At 48.8% G+C, this 22805-nt stretch carries 15 protein-coding genes; 9 read left to right on the forward strand and 6 right to left on the reverse strand.

All coding sequences use genetic code 11. The features are described 5' to 3' along the window. Nucleotides 1–15: 15 nt before the first annotated feature. The gene (locus T472_RS15660) at nt 16–420 is read right to left on the reverse strand and encodes a DUF4332 domain-containing protein (RefSeq protein WP_023388593.1); all 405 of its coding nucleotides are present in this window, start codon (nt 418–420) and stop codon (nt 16–18) included. Nucleotides 421–589: 169 nt separating this feature from the next. On the opposite strand from T472_RS15660, the gene proA reads away from it, so the two are divergent. Both proA and T472_RS15670 read left to right on the forward strand, forming a co-directional pair. Further along, the gene (proA, locus tag T472_RS15665; protein ID WP_023388592.1) at nt 590–6340 is read left to right on the forward strand and encodes an anti-phage protein ProA; all 5751 of its coding nucleotides are present in this window, start codon (nt 590–592) and stop codon (nt 6338–6340) included. 1 nt (nt 6341) lies between these two features. Next, nucleotides 6342–6878: a phosphatase PAP2 family protein gene (locus tag T472_RS15670; protein ID WP_023388591.1), complete on the forward strand. Its 537-nt coding sequence runs from the start codon at nt 6342–6344 to the stop codon at nt 6876–6878. Nucleotides 6879–6932: 54 nt separating this feature from the next. Here the strand turns inward: T472_RS15670 and T472_RS15675 are convergent, their stop codons facing one another. From T472_RS15675 to scfA, 3 genes are all read right to left on the reverse strand, one after another. Then, nucleotides 6933–8414: an aminotransferase class I/II-fold pyridoxal phosphate-dependent enzyme gene (locus tag T472_RS15675; protein ID WP_023388590.1), complete on the reverse strand. Its 1482-nt coding sequence runs from the start codon at nt 8412–8414 to the stop codon at nt 6933–6935. Further along, on the reverse strand, nt 8411–9814 hold the full coding sequence (gene scfB, locus T472_RS15680) for a thioether cross-link-forming SCIFF peptide maturase (RefSeq protein ID WP_023388589.1): 1404 nt from the start codon (nt 9812–9814) through the stop codon (nt 8411–8413). Before scfB ends, T472_RS15675 begins: the two co-directional genes overlap by 4 nt. A gap of 113 nt (nt 9815–9927) precedes the next feature. Next, nucleotides 9928–10074 carry a six-cysteine ranthipeptide SCIFF gene (gene scfA, locus T472_RS15685; protein ID WP_023388588.1) on the reverse strand — a complete coding sequence of 49 codons (147 nt, stop codon included), beginning with the start codon at nt 10072–10074 and terminating at the stop codon, nt 9928–9930. A 198-nt stretch (nt 10075–10272) separates the two neighbouring features. Here scfA and T472_RS15690 point away from each other — a divergent pair, with 198 nt between their 5' ends. From T472_RS15690 to T472_RS15700, 3 genes are all read left to right on the forward strand, one after another. Then, on the forward strand, nt 10273–10614 hold the full coding sequence (locus T472_RS15690) for a PadR family transcriptional regulator (protein WP_023388587.1): 342 nt from the start codon (nt 10273–10275) through the stop codon (nt 10612–10614). Nucleotide 10615: 1 nt separating this feature from the next. After that, nucleotides 10616–11587 (forward strand): HAAS signaling domain-containing protein, encoded by a 972-nt coding sequence (locus T472_RS15695; protein WP_023388586.1) that lies wholly within the window; start codon nt 10616–10618, stop codon nt 11585–11587. A 216-nt stretch (nt 11588–11803) separates the two neighbouring features. Continuing rightward, a complete protein-coding gene (locus T472_RS15700) occupies nt 11804–12658 on the forward strand; it encodes a MurR/RpiR family transcriptional regulator (RefSeq protein WP_023388585.1) in 855 nt (284 codons plus the stop codon). A 96-nt stretch (nt 12659–12754) separates the two neighbouring features. On the opposite strand, the gene T472_RS15705 is transcribed toward T472_RS15700, so the two are convergent. Further along, nucleotides 12755–13264, reverse strand: coding sequence for a GNAT family N-acetyltransferase (locus T472_RS15705; RefSeq protein WP_023388584.1), 510 nt, complete (start codon nt 13262–13264; stop codon nt 12755–12757). Between the two features lie 140 nt (nt 13265–13404). Further along, a complete protein-coding gene (gene rsgA / locus T472_RS15710) occupies nt 13405–14472 on the reverse strand; it encodes a ribosome small subunit-dependent GTPase A (RefSeq protein WP_023388583.1) in 1068 nt (355 codons plus the stop codon). 279 nt (nt 14473–14751) lie between these two features. Between rsgA and murG the strand changes: the two genes are divergently transcribed. The 4 genes from murG to nifJ all read left to right on the forward strand — a co-directional run bounded on the left by murG (nt 14752) and on the right by nifJ (nt 22750). Then, nucleotides 14752–15816, forward strand: coding sequence for an undecaprenyldiphospho-muramoylpentapeptide beta-N-acetylglucosaminyltransferase (gene murG / locus T472_RS15715; RefSeq protein ID WP_023388582.1), 1065 nt, complete (start codon nt 14752–14754; stop codon nt 15814–15816). A gap of 55 nt (nt 15817–15871) precedes the next feature. Next, complete coding sequence (locus tag T472_RS15720; protein ID WP_023388581.1) at nt 15872–17311, forward strand: glycoside hydrolase family 1 protein; 1440 nt, start codon at nt 15872–15874, stop codon at nt 17309–17311. Between the two features lie 123 nt (nt 17312–17434). Further along, nucleotides 17435–19018: an MBL fold metallo-hydrolase RNA specificity domain-containing protein gene (locus T472_RS15725; RefSeq protein WP_023388580.1), complete on the forward strand. Its 1584-nt coding sequence runs from the start codon at nt 17435–17437 to the stop codon at nt 19016–19018. A 210-nt stretch (nt 19019–19228) separates the two neighbouring features. Beyond that, complete coding sequence (gene nifJ, locus T472_RS15730; RefSeq protein WP_023388579.1) at nt 19229–22750, forward strand: pyruvate:ferredoxin (flavodoxin) oxidoreductase; 3522 nt, start codon at nt 19229–19231, stop codon at nt 22748–22750. Nucleotides 22751–22805 lie beyond the last annotated feature (55 nt).

The following is a 22805-nucleotide window of genomic DNA, read 5'->3' on the forward strand; positions in this document are numbered from 1 at the left end:
GAATGCCATATGATCCTAATAGTTTATGAGCCTTGGAAGGGCCTTTGCCTGCTCAACCCAGTCAGCGACCTGCTTCTCGGTAGGAAGCTTCCTTACAAGCTTCTTCTCTGCGTTGACTTCAACCATTTTGGCAAACAGGTTGTCAGGCTTTCTCTTTGAAAGCTCCGGTACGGTATCCACTCCGGCAAGCTCCAGAAGGTCTGAATACTCCGATCCGACTCCTTTGATCCTCATGAGGTCCGAACGGTTTATGAACTTCAGGATCAGCTTCTCAGAGATACCGGTCGTTTCAGCCAGTTTCTTCCTCTTTGCCTTTGTGTCTCCTGCAGCAAGAAGTGAATCTACATTCTTGATTCCAGCTTCCTGAAGCTTTTCAGCATAACCTTCTCCTACTCCTTCGATGTACTTGAGATTTGCCATTTTACACCTCCCGTGGTGAGCGGTTGTTGCCGCCTTGTCGCGCTGCCAAGAACAACAGTAAACGTTTGTATGCTATAATTAATTAATAACATATGGGATATGGATAATCAAGGTTTATCAAGATATATGCGTGCTAATATTTGAATTATGAATTTCCGGAGGCTTTCACATGGATGAACAAGGATCAATATTTCTAAAGCTTGAAGCAAATGCTGCAGTAAACTATGCCATGGCAGAGAACGGATTCCCCCTTGTCAGGGGCATGACCGTAAAGAACAGTACCGGTACGGACATTGAGGAAACCGTCCTTACCATTTCATTCCAGGACGATTTTGCCAAGGAGTACGTCAAGGAGATTCCCTTCCTTCCAAATGACAGGGAAATTGACCTTGGCACCCCGATCATTGAAATGGACATAAGGAAGATATTTTCAGTTACTGAGAGGGTAACAAGGACTATTGAGTCAAGTCTCATGAAGGGTGAGGAAAAGCTTGCCGAAGCCTCAGTTACCATACAGATGCTTCCGTTCAACCAGTGGCCGGGGCTTGGAGTGATGCCTGAACTAACGGCAGCCTTTGCCACACCCAACCACCCGGCAATTGACAAGGTCATTGTCAGGGCATCGGATATCCTTAAGGAAAGCGGCAAGGAGCCCTCATTCGAAGGCTACCAGTCAAAGAATCCTGAAAGGGTGCTCGAACAGGCTGCTGCAATCTACGGTGCGCTCAAGGAGCTCCAGATAGTCTATGCAGGTCCTCCTGCAAGCTTCGAGACCGAGGGTCAGAGGGTAAGGCTTTCAGACGCGGTCCTGACAGAGAAGATAGGCACGTGCCTTGACCTGGCACTCCTCTATTCATCGTGCCTTGAGGCTGTTTCACTGAATCCTCTGGTGGTCTTCACCGAAGGTCATGCCATGACCGGACTTTGGCTTGGAGAAGAATTCTTCCCGGACCCGGTCCAGGAGGACGTGGCGGCTCTCACCAAGAGGACCGCTAATGGTGTGAATCAGCTTGCGGTCATTGAAGCTACAGGGATCCGCCAGGGCAGCCCCATGGATTTCAGCGAAGCTGTGAGGACAGGCCAGAATAGGCTCTCGGAGAAGGGCAGGTTCATACTGTCCGTTGATATCGCAAGGTCACGAGCAGGAGGTATAAAGCCTATTCCCCAGGTTTTTTCAGCTGACGGCGCTGTCACTGAGAGGGAGACGACACTCAAGGAAAGGGCAATGGTAGACCCAAACCTGATCAATGTCATACGGATTGATGAGAAAGCCTCACAGAAGGTACAGACCCGCAGGGAAAAGTGGGAGAGGAAGCTTCTTGACCTGTCACTTCGGAATAACCTTCTGAACTACAGACAGGGGAAATCGGGGGTAGCGCTGCTGTCTGCTGACCTTACTTCACTTGAAAATGAGCTCTTCAGCGGGAAGGAATTCCAGATACTCAAGAAGCCTGATGACCTGGAGAATGAAGGTATTGACAGACTGACCCTCACTCCTGCCATGAAGGATCTCATAGACTCTGAATTCAGGCAGGGCAAGCTCAGGACACTCCTTTCAGAGGAGGATCTTCCTGACAGGCTTGCAAGCCTTTTCAGGACGGCAAGGACAGCTATCGAGGAATCCGGAGCAAACAGCCTTTTTCTTGTCCTTGGCAGGCTCAAGTGGTACGAAAGCCCTGCAAGCCAGAAGGAGAGGTATGCTCCTCTCGTGCTCGTTCCAGTGGACCTCCAGAGGAAGCTTGGAAAGAAGGGATATGTCCTTAAGGCAAGGGAAGAGGATGCGGTATTCAACATTACTCTCTCTGAGCTTCTTAGCAAGGACTTTTCAATAAACCTCCAGGGGCTTGACCCGATTCCTGATGATGGCAGCGGCTGTGACCTTACCAGGATATTCAGCATTGTCCGTTCTGCGATAATGAATGAAAAGCGCTGGGATGTTGTTGAAGACTCACATATCGGTATATTCTCATTCAGGAAATTCATAATGTGGAACGACCTGAAGAACCATGGCGAAGAGCTTGGTAAAAACAGGATAGTCAGGTCACTCATGGAAGGAAGCCTTCAGTTTGTCCCTGAAGGGATAGAAATTGAGAACGAACTCCTTGATGACGTGGTAGACCCTTCTGACCTGATGTTCCCTGTAAGCGCAGATGCGTCACAGATGCTTGCAGTCAAGGCAGCTGCTGAAGGCAGGTCCTTCGTCCTGCACGGACCTCCAGGCACAGGTAAATCACAGACCATAACCAATATCATTGCTAACGCCCTTTCTGACGGTAAGAGGGTCCTGTTCGTTGCGGAAAAGATGGCTGCATTGTCAGTCGTCCAGAAGAGGCTGCAGAAGATAGGGCTTGATCCGTTTTCCCTGGAGCTTCACTCGAACAAGGCGAAGAAGAGGGACGTGCTGGACCAGCTTGCAAGGACCATTTCAGTCAGGAACGGAAGGACAAGTGATGAATTCCTGAAGGTTTCTTCAGAAGTTTCAAGGGAAAGGGAAGAGCTCAATGAAATTGTTAAGGCAATGTACAGGAAGCATGGTTTCTCTCTTTCCGCATACGACCTGATATCAGAATTAGGTACACTGACCAATGAAAAGGCGATGTCCAGGATAGGGCTGCCTTACGAGACCCTGGGTAATGAAGACCTAAAGAAGCTGATACTTATCGCAAGGGACCTGGAGTCCGCAGCGAGAGAAAACGGTGACTACAGCGATGCTCCACTCAAGGGAATCGGACTTTCAGCATATAATCCTTCGGTAAGGAGGGATGCTTCAGACCTTGTTCCTAGGGTTAGTGAAAAGGCAGCCTCTGCCGGTGAACTCCTTGATGCGTCAGAATTGGGAATTGAACCTGACACATACAGAAAAACTGCTGCAATCGCAAGAATGACTGACATATCCATAAAGAACAGGATACACTCCAGGCTTCTGGCATCCAAGGAGCTATCTGATGTTCCGGCACTAATGGATGCTGCGGTTGCAGCCCTTGAAGCCGCAAAAGACAAACGGGATGAAGCTTCGAGATTCTTTCATGACCTTCAGGACTTCGATTCAGAAGGCCTGATCGCCGAACTGGGTATGGCAGAATCCAAATGGTTCGTGGGCAGGCTCATCGGTGAGGGCAGAGTCATGAGGACAATAAGGTCAAACGCAAAGGATCCGGCATCCCTGAATGCCGGCAACGCTGTTGATAGGCTAAAGACCGTATCAGCATACAGGAAATCCATAGCTGAGCTGGAGGAAAAGCTTGGCAGGCTCAGGTTTCTCGGTGATGTCGCCAAAGGCATCGATACCATAGCGGAAGAGCTTAAAGAACTCTCTTCCGACATTTCCTCATTCCTTGATGCTTCAGCCATCGCAGGCACAGGTGAAGAGGCAAGAAAGGCCATATGCGAAGGGTCAGAGTCTCCAGAGGGCAGCTTGGTGAGATTCAGTGAAAGGTGGCAGGAGTTCAGGGAGGTATTCATTGAGCTCGAGAGGCTTCTTTCACTCGAACTCAATGAAATGCCTTCCGGGGAAGGAAACTGGCTTCAGAGGCTCTGCGACAGGCTAGCGACATATTCGAACAATCTTGACAGCCTAAGGGAATGGACTATCTATAACCAGGTGAAGGAAAGGGCTGAGGAATCAGGTATCGGAGCGATGATAAGGGACTTCGAGGCATCAGCCATACTTGGCAGGGATGCGGTGGGAAGCCTCAGGAGGCAGCTGTATACAGAAGCGCTTGATTCAGCTCTTAGCCTTGAGCCTGTCCTGTCAGGATATACAGGAAGGCAGATAGGGGACAAGATAACATATTTCAGGGAAACATGGGACAAGTATGAGGAACTTTCGAAAAAAGACATATATTCGAAGCTCGCTGCCAAGGTGCCTGATATGACGAGGGAGGTATCTCAGTCCTCTGAGGTCGGGATCCTCCAGAGGGCGATAAGGAGCGGTGGCAGAGGGATTTCCATAAGGAAGCTTTTTGACAGCATACCTAACCTTCTGCCAAGGCTTTCCCCCTGCATGCTCATGAGCCCTATTTCAGTTGCACAGTATCTTTCTCCATCAAAGGAGCTGTTCGACCTCATAGTATTCGACGAGGCATCCCAGATGCCTACAAGTGAAGCGGTTGGGGCCATTGCCAGGGGCAGGAATGTGGTGGTTGTGGGTGATCCGAAACAGCTTCCGCCCACGAGCTTCTTCATGACCCAGAACAATGACGAGGAAAGCTTTGAGATGGAGGACCTTGACAACATTCTTGAGGACTGTCTGGCCCTTTCAATGCCTGAATCCTATCTCCAGTGGCATTACAGGAGCAGGCATGAAAGCCTCATAGCCTTCAGCAACAGGAACTACTACGAGAACAGGCTCTACACATATCCATCCCCCGGAGCACTTGTATCGAGGGTAACCTGCGAGTACGTGGAGGGCTCCTATGAAAGGGGTGGCTCCAAGCAGAACCGGAAGGAAGCAGAGGCTGTCGTGGCTGAAATAATGAGACGACTTTCGGATATGGAGCTGAGGAAGCTAAGCATAGGAGTAGTCACATTCAGTTCAGTGCAGCAGACACTTATAGAAGACCTCCTTTATGAGGCATTTGCTGAGCATCCTGAGCTTGAGGTCATTTCAGCAGAAAGCGAAGAGCCTGTGTTCGTGAAGAACCTTGAGAATGTACAGGGGGACGAAAGGGATGTCATACTGTTCTCAGTAGGCTACGGACCTGACGAAAAGGGTAAGCTCACCATGAATTTCGGCCCGCTGAACCAGGAGGGTGGCTGGAGAAGGCTTAACGTTGCAGTTTCCAGGGCAAGGTTTGAGATGAAGGTTTTCACCTGCATCCGCCCAGAGATGATCGACCCTTCGAAGACTACAGCAAAAGGGGTGATTGACCTTAAGGCATTCCTCGAATATGCACTGAGAGGAAGTCAGGCGCTTCCATTCTCTGAGGCTGAAAGGCTAAGGGGAAGGGCCGGGCTCCAGGCAGTCCTTATGTCTTCGCTTGAAAAAAGAGGTCTTGAGGCAGTTACTGATGTAGGTGTGTCCAGGTTTCGGGTTGACCTTGGGATCGTCCATCCTGAAAATAAAGATGACTTCATACTGGGAATACGGTGCGGCGGTGATTCCTTCAGGGAGGCAAGGACAGCGAGGGACAGGGACATATTGCAGGATTCGGTCCTCATGGGGCTAGGCTGGAACATAACAAGGGTCTATCCGATGGACTGGTACGAGAACAGTGAAAAGGAAACAGAACGGATACTCAACCTTGTCAGTGAGCTTGCAGCAGGAAATTCGCCGAAGGCAGACAGGAAGGCATCAGCTGAACAGAAGATAATGTCATTTGACCTGACCGGGTCTTCCACCACTGAGAAGCAGACAGGTGCAGGACGAAGCTATGTTTCTGCAAACCTCATTCGAAAATCCCTTTCTTCAGAGGAATTCCAGATGCCGAAGAACAGGAGGAAGATAAAAGATGACATTGTAAGTATAATCGAGACTGAAGCTCCGGTTGCGGCAGTCTATCTGTTCAGGCGGATCCTCGCTGCCTACGGACTCAGGAATGGGGCTAAGAACACTGCAATCATGGATGCCCTGGTCACCGACCTCGGTTACCATGTTGAGGAAGAGGGCGGCGAACTGTTCATCTGGAGGGACAGGAACCAGATGGAAACAATAGACCATTACAGGACGGGAGAAGGCGAGATGACAAGGGAAGCAAAGGAAATACCGCTGGCCGAATTCATTTCCGCACTCAGGGAAACGGTAGACAAGAACGTGTCCATACCTTCCGAGGACCTTCCCAAGGAGGTGGCAAGGGCATTTGGGTTCCAGAGGACCTCGCAGGCCCTGACAGAAAAGGTAAAGGCTGCAGAGAGCATCTGCATTTCAAAAGGTACATTAAGGATAGACGAAACAGGTAAAGTAACGTCTGTCAGGCCATGACATGGACTCTTTAGGTATTGAGGCAGCAAAGCTTCTGAACTCAAAGGCCCTCGACCTGTTCTTCGGAAATCCTGTTACAGTCTATGCACTATACATACTGATTGCAATAACCGCTGTCCTTATCATATTGCCGGGTACGAGGAAGACTGCCGTGCTTGTTTCCATAGCCTTCCTCATTACCTGGATTTCCGGTGAGCTGATACTTAAGAATGCCATCGGGAGGGTCAGGCCATTCATGGAATACGGCCTGCCTGTGATAATCAAGAGACCAGAATCGTATTCCTTCCCTTCAGGCCATACAGCCATGTCATTTGCTGTCGCAGGAGTGTTCCTTTTCACAGGACACAGGTACAGGAAGCCATTCCTTGCATTTGCGGCATATGTAAGCATTTCCCGCGTTTACCTTAATGTCCATTACCTGACAGACATCCTTGGGGGTATTGTCCTTGGACTTCTGGTCTCATATGTCACTGTCAGGTGGGTAGGGAGATGGCTTCAGAACAGCATATACTACAGAAAAAGAAGACCTGACAAGTAAGGATCAGACTGAAAAATCCGGATACAAGCAAAAGGGAACCGATGCGGTTCCCTTTTACTTGTTTTCTACATTTCTGCTTATGACTGCGATAGTTCCTCTTCCGCCTGACCTTGACTTCAGGATATTTGCACCAGACCCTTCAAGCCTCATAAGATGCTCAACGGCATCCCTTGAGACCAGTTCACCCGTCATGAGTACCGGGACACCTGGAGGGTAGGGAGTTATCCTTTCAGCGCAGACCCTTCCCTCGGCCTGTTCAAAAGCTATCACTTCCCAGCTTTCAAACAACGCTTCCCTTTCAGGGATCATCGTGACCGGTGATGGCAGCTTAGATGTTCCTGAATTGTTCCTGCCAGACAGGGACTTGCTGAACATGCCTTTGCTGTCAAGGTCAATGATGGCGTCTCTAAGCCTGTGATACATGCCTTCATCGTCGAAGCAGCTCCCCAGGAAGACTATGTTGTTGCCCGCAGCCATTTCTGCCTGTATTCCATAATCCCGCCTTAGCACTTCTGAAAGGTGATTGCCGGTAATCGGGGTATTGAGCACCAAACGTGTATAGTCCTTTCGAAGCCCCTTGAGGTCTGCTTCTTTCAGCAGCCTGATTCCGGGGATATCCCTGATGGATTCAGAGAGACTGTCAATCATCGACTTTACACACTTGAGAAGCTCATACCCTTCCGTTTCCATCACAAGTCTTGCAGCTTCAAGGCTTGCCATGATCACATACGACGGGCTTGATGTCTGGAAGACCCTGAGATAATGCCTTATACGGTCCTTGTCCTCCTCCTGCGCACCTTTCCCCAGGTTTATTACAGAGCCCTGGGTAAGTGAAGGCAGCGTCTTATGGAAACTGCAGACTGATGCTGCAGCTCCGCAATCCATGGCGGTCACAGGCAGGTCTTCGCCGAAATAGAAATGTGACCCGTGGGCTTCGTCTACAAGGAGCTTCATTCCATTACTTCTGCAGATATCTGAAATTCCATCAAGATCAGGCGAAACGCCAAAATAGCTCGGGGATGTGAGTATAAATCCCCTAAGTCCGGGATTGGAAGACATTGCCTTGACTACAGTTTCAGTATCAATTGCCGTTGGGATCCCGAACTCTTCATTTATCCCAGGGTCGATGAATACAGGTTGGATCCCTGACAATGCTATTGCATTGTATACCGACTGATGGCAGTCCCTCTGAACAAGTACCCTGTCGCCTGGCCTGAAGCACCCCATGACCATGGCGAGGATCCCTCCTGTGCTGCCGTTGACAAGGTATCTGCTTTCTTCTGAGCGCATGGCCCTTGTCAGGAGATCCATCGACTCCCTTAGAATTCCCTCAGGGTAATGGAGATTGTCTGTGCCGGGTACCTCGGTTACGTCGAGCTTCATGACATTTCCAAGAATGGAGGTAAGTATTCCGTGAGGATCACCTTTGTGTCCCGGCATATGGAAGAGGGCATTGTTTTCCCCGTGATAAGAGAGAAGCCCCTTTAATAAAGGGGCCTGCCCCTTTAATAAAGGGGCCTTAACCATATCCATCATAGGAACATCATCTTCTCTTCTTCAGTGTCCGCTTCAAGCATCCTCTTAGCCTCGATCATGAGCGCGCATTCGAGTCTCTTCTTCTGCATCTCGCATCCCACCTTGTATGGTTTGGTAATGTCATTGTTGAAGTTTATTGCATTCGCATGGCATCCGCCTGAGCAGTAGAACTTTGCCCAGCAATCCCTGCAGTCATCCTTGGAATATACGTGGCTATCCCTGAAGTAGTCCCTCATCTCCTGCGGAAGGACAAGGTTTTCATCCATTACGTTACCCATGAGGTAATCCTCATTCCCTACGAACTGATGGCAGGGGTATATGCTTCCGTCAGGGGTTATGCTGAGGTACTCGGTTCCTGCTCCGCATCCTGTGATCCTCTTGATCACGCATGGTCCCTGTGTAAGGTCCACTATGAAGTGGAAGAAATCAAACGGGTCACCTGAGACCTTCATGTCAGCATACTTGACTGCGAAGTCCTCGTACTCCTTTAATATCTCCGGCAGGTCTTCCTCCCGTATTGCGAAAGGGTTGCCATCAGCTGAAACCACAGGCTCCATTGAGGTATGCACGAAGCCCAGTTCCTTGAAATGTTCAAGGTCCTTCGAGAAGTCAAGGTTGTTCCTTGTGAACGTGCCTCTTATGTAGTAGCTCTTGTCCTTCCTTGAACTTACCAGCTTCTGGTACTTGGGTACTATGATGTCGTAGCTTCCCTTGTCATTCAGGGTGAGCCTCATCTTGTCGTTAACTGTCTTCCTTCCGTCTATGGAAAGCACCACATTGTCCATGTGCTCGTTGATGTACTCAATCTTCTTGTCATCAAGCAGGACTCCGTTGGTCGTTATCGTGAACCTGAAGTTCTTGTCGTGCTTTGCAGCCTCTTCATGTCCGTATTCAACAAGCCTCTTGACCACATTGAAGTTCATGAGAGGTTCGCCGCCAAAGAAGTCGACTTCAAGGTTCCTTCTTGAACCGGAGTTAGCTATAAGGAAATCAAGTGATTTCTTGCCTACCTCGTAGCTCATGAGCTCCTTGGCACCGCCGAAGTCGCCCTGTGAAGCGAAGCAGTAGGTGCACTTCAGGTTGCAGTCATGGGCGACGTTAAGGCAGAGCGCCTTTACTACCTGCTTCCTGTTCCTGAATGCATCAAGGTTTATGTATTCGTCATCCGTATAGAGCATACCCTCATCTATGAGGTCTTCGATCTCGTCCACCGCTCCGTCTATGGCGTCCTGAGTGTAGTGGGGGAGAAGGTCGTACAGCCCGTCTATTGAGAGCTTCCCGTTGTTCATAAGCGGATAATGGTCAAGGACCTCATAAGTTATATCATCAACAACATGCACCGATCCGCCGTTGACATCAAGCGCTATGTTGAGTCCGTTCATCTTGAATTTGTGTACCAATTTTATTCCTCCCAGAATTGGCTATGCCAAAAAATGAATGTATACACTTTCCCGGAAAATGAAAAAAAGGGACTGAAGCATCCTCCAGACCCTTTTCCGGAGCCTTAAGGGCTTTATCTTTCCCTCTCGCACTCCTGGTTTGCTACTGTGCAGGATGTCTTGCATGCCGACTGGCACGAAGTCTGACATTCTCCGCAACCGCCTTTTGCAGCACTTTTCTTAAGGGTACTCTGTGTCAAGGTCCTGATGTGTTTCTTCATATCGCACCTCCCTAAATTGTATTGCATTGACATTATATCACACTAAGGCCCAATTGCAAAAAAAGCTTGATGCCGCTGTGTCTGAGGAGGTTTCTCAAGTTATCCGAAATGATTAACATATTATTAATCAAATTTTAATACTAACGTATTTACAATACTGTGCATCACACACTATAATGTAATTGAGGAGGTGAGGACATGGAAATGAGAGACGAGACGTATGACGGGTTGGTTTCAGAATTCCGGAGAGGATTCCTTGTACTTGGTGTCCTGAGCCAGCTCATCAAGCCGCAGTACGGGTACTCACTGAACACGATGCTTGATGATATAGGACTTAAGATAGATTCAGGAACACTTTACCCGCTCCTGAGAAGACTTGAGAAGCAGGGGCTTCTGGAATCGATGTGGGACACTGACAGCGGCAAGCCAAGGAAATATTACAGGCTGACTGAATACGGAATGAGGATACTTAGAGACCTCCAGGAAGAATGGAGGTCAATGGCAGACCTTATGGAAAGGCTCATTGAAGGAGGGAAATGAGATGGAATACATTGAAAGATACGTATATGCGGTAACAAGGAGGCTACCCCAAAAGCAGAGGGAGGAAATCGGAAAGGAAATAAGAAGCATAATCATGGATATGGCAGAAGGCTACGATCCAGGTACTGAAGAGGAGAAGGTGCTTAAGGCCATAGAGGAGCTTGGGAGACCTGAAAAGCTAGCTGAAAACTACATGGACCAGAAGTATCTCATAGGACCAGGGTATTTCGGAAGCTACCTGTTCGTCCTGAAGATAGTCATATTCTGCATTTTCATAGGTATTTCGATCGCAACCGGCCTGGCATTGCTTTCTGGTGGAAAAGGACCGTTTGAGTTCATAATCGGCTACATCTCATCACTGATATCCGCTTCCATGCAGGGTGCTGCGTATGTCACAATCATCTTCTTCCTTATCGAACGATACGGTGAAGGGGGAGTGCTTGATGACGGGAAGCCATTCAGTGCCAGAAGCCTTGAGAAGGTACCGAAGGACGAGTCGAAGATAAGCAGGGTTGAATCTGCTGTAAGCATATTCTTTACTACTCTCTTCACTGGACTCATACTCCTTTTCCCTGGAGTATTCGCAGCATATGTAGGTGAGTCAGGAGGCCTTACGGTAATCCCGGTTTTTGACCTTACAAAGATCAGAAGCTACGCATGGCTTTTTGTGATCATGTTTGCCGTCGGCATACTGAGGGATATTGTAAAGTACATCTACGGCAGATGGAACCTCAAGGTAGCCATAGTGTCATTCATCATGTCCAGCATATCGATAGTCTGCTTCTTCACGGTATTTAGTGACTACTCGATCTACAATCCCCAATTTTTCGAGTACTTCAGGTCGATCGACGGTACCGGATTTCTCCCCGGGATGTTAGAAAAGATCAGGGACTTCATAGTCTACGTTGCTTTCTTCGGATATGCTGTAGAGACTATCACTAACTTCTATAAGGGAATAAAGTACAACGACTGAAAAGTATAGATGCATAATCCCGTACCGCAGAGAAAACTTCTCTGCGGTTTTTCCAGTTTTTCACAACTATTCTCATATTCTGCTGCAAATTTTGACTGACAGGCAAATAAATATGGTAATGAGGTAGAATTTTGATTAAAATAGAAACTGAAGGATATTTTTTCCAGAAGATAAAATCGAAATCGAATAATAAACATGAGGCATAGGGGGACAAAAATGAACAAGGTGGATGTTTTTTCACTTATCAATTCCAGATACAATTCATTTACCAATACTGAAAAGAAGGTTGCCGACTACATACTAGGGAATACCAAGGATGCCATATACATGTCGATAATCGATCTTGCCGACGCGTGCGGAGTAGGGGAGTCAAGCGTATTCAGATTCTGCAGGTCGCTGGACTTCAAGGGCTACCAGGATTTCAAGATCGCACTTGCACACAGCTCTGCAATGGAAGACATAACTCCACAGCTTTCAAATGAAATTACTATAGAAGACGGAATAGACGAGGTTTCAACAAAGATCCTTAATTCCAACATCAACGCACTCAATGAAACGAGGAAGCTGATCAAGGAGGAGGATATATCGGCCTGCATAGACTATCTCACAAAGGCTGAAAGCATACACTTCTACGGAGTGGGTGCTTCACTCATGACAGCCATGGAGGGAAAGATAAAGTTCATGAGGATAACCCCCAAGACGGAGTGTTCACTTGACTCACATCTTCAGGTAATATCCGCATCCCTTCTGACAAAGAAGGATGTGGCCATCATAATCTCGTATTCAGGCTCGACAAAGGATACCATAGACCTTGCCAAGACCGCCAAGAGGAAAGGGGCCAAGGTAATTGCGATAACAAGGTATTCGAAGTCACCCTTGACTACCTATGCTGACATCACGCTCCTGTGCGGAGCAAAAGAAGGTCCTCTCCAGGGAGGTTCGCTGTCAGCGAAGCTTGCCCAGCTGTACCTTCTTGATGTCCTGTACGTGGAGTACTTCAGGAGAAACTACAAGGAATCCTCGAAGAACAGGGAAAGCACCTCAAGCGTTGTAATCAACAAGCTCCTTTAGAATGGAATTCCAATGAGAAAGGCAGGCCGCCGGGCCTGCCTTTACCTTTTCAGGTGGTAAGTTCAGTTTGTATCCATGCATGGATAAATGGATTGTCTAGAGTGTTATCCAATACCTCTCTATGACATCCCCGTCCTTCTCAAAGCTGTTTTCAAGGACGCCGTGTGCCTTCTTTATGACATTCTTTGAATCCCTGTTGTATCTTGATACAGTAAGAAGGGCCTTCTTGACTCCGTTTGATGCCAGCTTGTCAAGTGCAAGCTTTAGGATTATGAACGCATAGCCCTTGCTTCTTTCCGATGGCCTTATTCCATAGCCGATATGTCCGCCTGACTTCATAAGATTGTCATTTAGTGCGTACCTTATGTTTGCCGCACCCAGGATATAGCCGTTGTCCTCGCAAAGGAAGAAGGTCTCAGAACGGACAAACCATTCAGGTACGGTCTTCTCATCGCGGAAGGCGATAGTTTCCTCCCGCCATTTGCTGAAGCTCTTGTCCGCTATATCAGTCGACATTGGAACTATCTTCTCATTTCCAGCATGCCATTCTGCCAGATATTCCCTGAAACGGTCTTCAGATATGGTGGATGCCTCTAAGAATTTCAATAAAATCACCTCGTTTTGCCTGTAGGAATATTATAGCAAAGCTTTAGGCAAGCCTTACATACATTGTGTTAAATTTTATCGGTCCTGAAGCTGAATTATTGTCTGAATTGGAAAAGGAAGGCCGGAGCCTTCCAAAACATCTAAATCTTTCTTCTGTCCTTCTTGATTTCCTTTATCAGCTTACCCAGCTTCTTGTTTTCCGCCTTCTTCTCCCTCCGGACCCTGTCATCCATGGCTGATGCCATGTGCCTTGCTTCCTTCTGGAGCTTTTCGTAGCTCTCAAGCCTTTTCCTGTCGAGGGTTCCGTCTGCAAGTGCTTGCTGCACCCTGCAGCCAGGCTCGGTCCTGTGCGAGCAGTCCTTGAATCTGCAGCCGGAAGAAAGTGAAAGTATATCAGAGAATGCCTCATCGACCCCCGAAATGTCATCGAGAAGATGAAGCTCCCTCATACCAGGTGTATCAATCACCATTCCGCCTGATGGAAGGATAATAAGCTCCCTGTGGGTAGTCGTATGTCTTCCTTTACCATCGCCCTTCCTGAGCCCGCCTGTTGCAAGTGCTTCATCTCCCAGAAGTGAGTTTATGACACTTGATTTCCCTATTCCTGATGACCCGATGAAGGCAGCGGTGATTCCTGCTGAAAGCAGTTTCCTCACTTCATCTACGCCTTCACCTGTTATGTTGCTTAGAAGTATGATCCTTCCTCCGGAGGCTGCTTTCCTTACCTCCTCGAGTTTTTCATAAAGGCCTTCAGCAATGTCCAGCTTTGTAAGCAAGACCGCTGATTCGCTTCCTGACTCCTTAGCTACGGCAATGTACCTTTCAAGTCTCCTTATGTTGAAATCCTGATTTAGTGCCATGGTAAGGAACAGCATATCTACGTTTGCCGCGATCACCTGTATGTCAGTAGTATCACCTGCTGCTTTTCTTCTTATGCATGAGGTTCTTTCGAGAACGCCCATGATCCTTCCGAAGCCCGCTCTGTCATCCTCCCTGTCGAGAGCAACATAGTCGCCGACAGCAGGGTAGTCCTCCCTAGAAGACGCTGACTGCATCATCTTTCCTGTGACTGAAGCAAGCATCGTTCCTCTAGATGTTATTACTGTGTAAAGCTCCTTTTCCTCCTCAGCTATCCTTCCTGCGTATGAGCCGGGGAAAAGCGATTCTGCCTCTACTTTCCTTGATACTGGAATTATTTCGTTATTCAAATTTCCTGTGGTCTCCTTATATTAAGATTACCCCGGATATCTGCAGTTCAACGAAGACCCCTTGTACGGATCCGGGGCTCAAGTCTCAGAGGGCCTTCCTTCAGCAATCCTCAAATCTATCATAAAACACACTCCTCGAAATTATTGGAACCTTGGTTCACCAATGATTATAGCAGAAACCGGTAATCAGGGGCAAAAGATTCCGAGCCGTTGACCTCAATTCACGCTATAATGTACTTGAGATATTTTATAGGACAATGGTCCGGAAAGGTGTTTGATTTGAAGAAGATAATAATGACAGGCGGAGGCACCGCGGGACACGTCAATCCCAACCTCGCCCTGATGCCGAAGCTTAGGAAGCTTCAATATGAAATTGCATACATAGGCTCAAAGGATGGCATAGAGCGCACCATAATCGAGAAGGAGGGAATACGGTATCATGCGATTTCTTCAGGCAAGCTCAGGAGATACATCGACCTGAAGAACATTACCGACCCCTTCAAGGTTGTGAAGGGTATATTCGATGCGCTTTCAGTCCTCAGGAAGGAAAAGCCGTCCATCGTATTCTCAAAGGGCGGCTTCGTAAGCGTGCCTGTGGTAATAGCCGCAAGCATCCTCAAGATCCCTGTGCTTTCCCACGAGTCAGACATGACTCCGGGACTTGCAAACAGGATCTCAATGAGATTCTGCGACAAGCTCCTCGTAACATTCCCAGAGACCCTTAAGCATACCGGAGAAAAGGGTATACTTGCCGGAAGCATAATAAGGGAGGAGCTGTTCCAGGGAGACAGCGTCAAGGCAATGGAGCTTACAGGGTTCACCGGTGTCAAGCCTGTGATCCTGGTCATGGGGGGCAGCATTGGGTCAGTCAAGATAAACCAGGCTGTCAGGGGCATACTTCAGAGGATAACAGGCCAGTTCGACGTGATCCACCTCTGCGGCAAGGGGAACCTTGACAGCAGGCTTGATGGAGCCGAAGGGTATCGCCAGTTTGAGTATCTGAGGCAAGAGATGAAGGATGTGCTTGCCATGTCCGATCTGGTAGTCTCAAGGGCAGGCTCAAACTCGATATTTGAATTCCTTGCATTGAGGAAGCCAAACCTTCTTATCCCCCTTCCCCTGGCATCAAGCAGGGGAGACCAGCTGCAGAATGCGGAGAGCTTCAGGTCAAAGGGCTACTCCATGGTCCTCAAGGAAGAGGACCTGACAAGCGATACTCTCTTATTGAGCCTGAACGAGCTCTACAGGAAGAGAGACACCTATAGAAACTCGATGTCTCTCGACAAGGCTGTCAACGGTACCGACCTCGCTGTCGAGCTTATCGAGAAATACTCGAAGGCATAGAAAATCACTTCATCTTTTATTCCTGATTCTAGTGCTTATGAAAGGAAGGTGCAAAATGTTTCATGAAGAACTCAAGCCGTTTCCGGAACACTTCCTTTGGGGAAGCGCATCAGCTGCCTACCAGGTGGAGGGTGCATGGGATAGTGACGGAAAGGGACTGTCGGTCTGGGATATCTATGCGAAGCTGCCAGGAACGACCTTCAAGGACTCCAATGGAGACGTTGCTGCTGACCATTACAACAGGTACAAGGAAGATGTGGCTCTGATGGCTGAAATGGGACTTAAGGCATACAGGTTCTCGATAGCCTGGGCAAGGATCCTTCCTGAGGGAAGGGGGAAGGTCAATGAGGCTGGCATAAGGTTCTACAGCGACCTTATCGACGAGCTTCTCAGTAAAGGCATCGAGCCGGTGATAACCCTCTACCATTGGGACCTTCCGCAGGCGCTCCTCGATGAATACGGCGGCTTCGAGTCAAGAAGGATAGCTGACGACTTCGATGAATATGCGAGGATATGCTTCAGGAGCTTCGGAGACAGGGTCAGGTACTGGGTTTCGCTGAACGAGCAGAATATTTTCATCGGCTTCGGCTATATGACAGGAATGCATCCACCCGGAGTGAAGGACAAGAAGAGGATGCTCCAGGCCAACCACAACGCATTCCTCGCTAACGCAAGGGCGATAAGGTCGTTCAGGGAGCTTGTCCCTAACGGGAAGATCGGTCCGAGCTTCGCGTATTCTCCAGCCTACCCCAGGACAAGCAAACCTGAAGATATCCTCGCTTCCGAGGATGCAGAGGAGATCCTTTCCCACTGGTGGATGGACGTCTATGCGTGGGGTACATATCCAAAAGCCGCAATGGACCTGTACAGGTCACAGGGCATAGCTCCCGAGGTTCTTCCAGGGGACCTGGAGCTTTTCAGGGAAGGGAAGCCTGATTTCATGGGACTCAACTATTACCAGACAACCACCTATGAGGCGAACCCCCTGGACGGAGTCGGCGAAAAGCTTGAGATGAACACGACGGGAGAGAAGGGGACCTCAAAGTCCACTGGAATCCCCGGAGTATACAGGACTTCAGCCAATGATTACCTGGAGAGGACCAACTGGGACTGGACCATCGACCCGGAAGGACTTAGGGTTGCACTTAGGAGAATAACAGGAAGATACAACCTTCCTGTACTTATAACTGAGAACGGGCTTGGTGAATATGACAAGCTGACTGGTGACGACAAGGTCCATGATGACTACAGGATAGGTTACCTTAAGGCACACATACTTGCCTGCAGGGAAGCTGTAACAGACGGTGTCGAGCTCCTGGGCTACTGTACCTGGTCCTTCACTGACCTTCTTTCATGGCTCAATGGTTACCAGAAGAGGTACGGTTTCGTATACATCAACAGGGAGGAGACTGACCTTAAGGATTTGAGGCGTGTAAGGAAGGATTCCTTCCATTGGTACAGGAGAGTAATTGAAAGCAATGGAGAAGAGCTTTAGGAAGTCATATTAGAACGAGTAATCCGCATCGGACGCAGAAAGCCAGGTGCGGATTTTCCATTTTCACCAATTGTTTACATAATCCTTGCGCTCCAGGCTGTACAATTAAGTTGAGGTGATCAGATGAGAATAGAGTTTTCAGGCGCAGCAGGCTGCGTAACAGGATCAAGCCACCTGCTCAGGGTGAAGGACAAGCGCATACTACTCGATTGCGGGCTTTATCAGGGCAAGGATGACAAGGACAGGGGCAATGACGTGTTTACTTTCATCCCTTCGTCCATAGACTATCTTATCCTTTCACACGCCCATATAGACCACAGCGGAAGGATACCCCTTCTGTACAAGAGGGGCTTCCGGGGCAGGATAATAACCACACCGCCAACCTTTGACCTTTGTTCGATCATGCTTCTAGATTCGGGCTACATACAGGAGCAGGAGGCCGAATGGGACAACAAGAAGAGGGAAAGGCAGGGGAAGGACAGGATAGAGCCGCTTTATACTGCTGAGGATGCTGAGGATTCACTCACACTTTTCGAGGAGCTTGACTTCGATGAGGAGCTCACACTCTTTGAAGGGTTCAGGGTGAGGTTCAGGGAAGCGGGACACATACTTGGAGCGGCGATTGTGGAGGTCTTCATGAAGGAGGAAGACAAGGAGGTAAAGCTGGTATATTCCGGAGACCTTGGAAACAAGGGAATACCTCTCATGAAGGACCCGGCTTTGATAGACGGCTGCGAATACCTGATCCTTGAATCTACCTACGGCAACAGGCTCCATGTTGAGTCAAGGTCTGAGTTCCGTCAGCTCATCGACATCATCAACAGCACCTACAAGAAGGGCGGAAATGTAATAATACCTGCCTTCGCAGTAGGAAGGACACAGGAGATAATATACATTCTGAATGAGTTCATGGAGAAGGGTGAGCTAAACCGCGGTATTTCAGTCTATGTCGATTCACCTCTTGCAACGAAATCCACAGAGATATTCAGGAAAAACAAAAGGTACTTCGATGAGGATACACAGGAAAGGTACAGGATGGGAGATGACGTCCTTGACTTCAAGAACCTTCATTTCACTGAGTCCGTAGAGGATTCGAGGATACTGAACAATACGCCGAAGGGCTGCGTCATAATCAGCGCATCTGGAATGGCAGAAGCTGGAAGGATAAAGCATCATCTCAAGCATAACCTGTGGAGGAAGGAGTGCTCAGTGGTCTTTGTCGGTTACCAGGCTGAAGGCACCTTGGGAAGGATGATCCAGGACGGCGAGAAGATGGTAAGGATTTTCGGTGAGGATGTCGCTGTAAATGCAGGGATATACTCCCTGTCAGGGCTTTCAGGCCATGCTGACAGGAACGGTCTGCATGAATGGGTATCCGCTTTCAAAAAGAGACCCCTTCAGACATTCCTGGTCCATGGAGACGAAAAGGCGGCCAATGCCCTCAAGGACCTGCTGGTAAGGGATGATTACAACGTGAAGGTCGCGAAGAATGGAGATATTGTCCCGCTCAAGCATTACGTCAAGCTTCCGGCATACACTGAAATTGAAATCGAAAAGGTGGATGTGGAGAAGGGAATCGAATCCCTGAGGAAGAAGGAAGCACTTATGAAGCTCATAAGCACCATGGATTTTGAAAACGCTTCAGACCTGGACATAATCAGGGGAGTCGAGGAAGTGCTCTCCCGCAGACAGAAGTCTGGAGGCTGATATGCAGACAGTAAAAATAACCATTTAGCTTGTTTATGGATGGATTAAGGTTTATAATTGTTAACGTAGTCATTATGCACCGGCATCATCATATTCATGTCAGTGCATAATCGCACGCACATTTTTATCCAACCTATGCAATGCAGGCAACTGCACCAAATGAAATCTTTAGGCCGGATTTCAAATATGTTTAAGGGAGAGGTTACAAACATGAGAAAAATGAAAACCATGGATGGAAACACCGCTGCGGCGCACATTTCGTACGCTTTCACAGATGTAGCGGCGATATTTCCAATCACACCATCATCCACTATGGCTGAGAGTGTGGACGAATGGGCATCAAAGGGACTGAAGAACATTTTCGGTCAGACTGTAAAGGTCACTGAGATGCAGTCTGAGGCGGGAGCCGCAGGCGCAGTTCACGGATCACTGCAGGGCGGTGCTCTGACCACAACCTATACAGCATCACAGGGGCTTCTGCTCATGCTTCCAAACATGTACAAGATTGCCGGAGAACTCCTGCCTGGAGTATTCCATGTAAGTGCCAGAGCACTTGCGGCACATGCGCTTTCAATATTCGGTGACCATCAGGACGTAATGGCAGCAAGGCAGACCGGTTTCGCCATGCTTGCTGAGTCAAATGTCCAGGAGGTCATGGACCTTGCCGGAGTTGCACATCTTGCAGCTATCAAGGGAAGAGTCCCATTCCTCAACTTCTTCGACGGATTCAGGACATCAGCTGAAGTCCAGAAGGTCGAAGTCATAGAGTATGACGAACTTGAGGCATTGCTTGACAAGGATGCTGTCGCAGCATTCAGGGCAAACTCACTCAACTCAGAAAGACCTGTGACCAGAGGAACAGCTCAGAATCCGGACATATACTTCCAGGGAAGGGAAGCTGCGAACAGGTTCTATGAAGCGATTCCAGAGATAGTCGAAGGCTACATGGAGGAGATCAACAAGCTTACAGGAAGAAACTACCAGCTTTTCAACTACTATGGAGCTGAAGACGCTGAGCATGTGATCATAGCGATGGGTTCGGTATGCGATACCGCTTCCGAAGTTATCGACTACCTGACAGCAAAGGGCGAAAAGGTAGGTCTCGTGAACGTGCATCTTTACAGACCGTTCTCAACAAAGGCCTTCATGAACGCAATCCCCAAGACAGTAAAGAAGATTGCAGTCCTTGACAGGACAAAGGAACCCGGATCTGCCGGAGAGCCTCTGTACCAGGATGTAAGGAATGCATTCTATGAAGTTGAAGACAGACCTGTCATCGTTGGCGGAAGATACGGACTTGGTTCAAAGGATGTTACTCCAGACCAGATATTCGCCGTATACGCGAACCTTAAGTTCAACGAAGTCAAGAACGGATTCACGATAGGAATAGAGGATGATGTGACATTCACAAGCCTTGCCAAGCATGAGCCGATAAATACGTCAGCACCGGGAACCATCCAGTGCAAGTTCTGGGGACTTGGTTCAGACGGAACAGTCGGAGCAAACAAGTCAGCCATAAAGATCATAGGCGACAGCACAGACATGTATGCACAGGGATACTTCTCATATGACTCAAAGAAGTCAGGCGGAATAACAGTCTCACACCTGAGATTCGGAAAAGAGAAGATAAGGAGCCCGTACCTCATACAGAACGCGGACTTCGTGGCATGCCACAACCCATCGTATGTGGACAAGTATGACGTGCTTTCAGGACTCAAGGTTGGCGGAACATTCCTTCTCAACAGCCCATGGTCCGTTGAAGAGCTTGAAACAAGGCTTCCTGCGAAGATGAAGAACTACATCGCAAAGAAGGATATCAAGTTCTACATCCTAGATGCACAGCACATAGCTTCAGAGATCGGACTCGGGACCAGGATCAACATGATCATGCAGTCGGCATTTTTCAAGCTTGCCAACATAATCCCTGTTGAGGATGCGGTCAAGCAGCTGAAGGAAGCCGTATACAAGTCATACGGCAAGAAGGGCGAGAAGATCGTCGCAATGAACAACGAAGCCATAGACAGGGGTGTAAACGCACTTGTCAAGGTAGAGGTTCCTGCATCATGGGCTGAGGCAGCTGATGCCAAGGCAGATGAGAAGGCAGTACCTGAATTCATAGAGAAGCTTCTCCAGCCGATCAATGCACAGGAAGGCGACAAGCTGCCTGTATCAGCATTCCTCGGAAGAGAAGACGGAACATTCCCGATGGGAACATCAGCCTTCGAGAAGAGGGGAATAGCAGTCAACGTTCCTGAGTGGCAGATAGACAACTGCATACAGTGCAACCAGTGCTCGTATGTATGTCCTCACGCTGTAATCAGACCGTTCCTCCTGGACCAGGCTGAGATAGAGAAGGCTCCGGAAGGATTCGCGACAAAGAAGGCAATCGGCGGCAAGGCATTCGCAGACTACGGATACAAGATACAGGTATCAGTGCTTGACTGCACAGGCTGCGGAAACTGCGCACAGATCTGCCCGGCACCTAACAAGGCACTCGTGATGAAGCCGATCGAGACTCAGATGCATGAGCTTACAAACTGGGATTATGCACTTGAAGTAACTCCAAAGGCTAATCCTATGAGCAAGCACACACTGAAGGGCAGCCAGTTCGAACAGCCGCTGCTCGAGTTCTCAGGAGCATGCGCAGGCTGTGGTGAGACGCCATACGCCAAGCTCATCACCCAGCTCTTCGGAGACAGGATGATGATAGCGAATGCAACAGGATGCTCATCCATATGGGGAGCTTCAGCACCAGCTACAGTCTACACTACAAACCATCTCGGACAGGGTCCTGCATGGGCTAACTCACTCTTCGAGGACAATGCCGAATTCGGACTTGGAATTTACCTTGGCCACAACGCACAGAGGGCAAAGCTTCTTCCTCTTGCTGAATCACTTCTTGCAGAAGAGTCAGCATCGGCAGAGCTTAAGGCAGCGCTCCAGAATTTCGCAGACAACTTCACGAGCGGTGAAGGTTCAAAGGCGGCAAGGGCAGCACTTCTTCCTGTACTCAAGGAAGCTGCTGACAAGTTCCCGGCAGCCAAGGAGCTCTACGAGAACAAGGACTACATGACAAAGAAGAGCCAGTGGATATTCGGTGGAGACGGATGGGCATATGACATCGGATACGGCGGACTTGACCATGTTCTTGCAACAGGCGAGGACATCAACGTGTTCGTATTCGATACTGAAGTCTACTCCAACACAGGCGGACAGTCATCCAAGTCCACACCTACAGCAGCTATCGCCAAGTTCGCTGCATCAGGAAAGAGGACCAAGAAGAAAGACCTCGGAATGATGGCAATGAGCTATGGATACGTATATGTGGCACAGGTTGGTATGGGAGCTGACAAGAACCAGCTCATGAAGGCCCTTACAGAGGCTGAAGCATACGACGGCCCGTCACTCATCATCGGATATGCTCCGTGCATCAACCAGGGACTGAAGCTTGGAATGGGCTTCAGCCAGGAGCAGACCAAGAGAGCGGTAGAGTCAGGATACTGGTCGCTCTACAGGTACAACCCGCTTCTCAAGGAAGAGGGAAAGAACCCGTTCACTTTGGATTCAAAGGAGCCTACAAGGAGCTTCAGGGAATTCATAGAGAGCGAAGTAAGGTACTCCTCACTCAAGCAGGCTTATCCGGATGTCGCAGAAGCCCTGTTCGAAAAGACAGAGAAGGACGCGAAGGAAAGACTGGAAGGCTACAAGAGGCTTGCAGCTCAGGTTTACTAGAAAAATCAAAGGGATCGCCAGATTGGCGATCCCTTTTGCATTCAAAGTATCCATT

Origin of the sequence: Youngiibacter fragilis 232.1, from assembly GCF_000495435.3 — a bacterium.
GTDB classification, from domain to species: Bacteria; Bacillota; Clostridia; order Clostridiales; family Clostridiaceae; genus Youngiibacter; species Youngiibacter fragilis.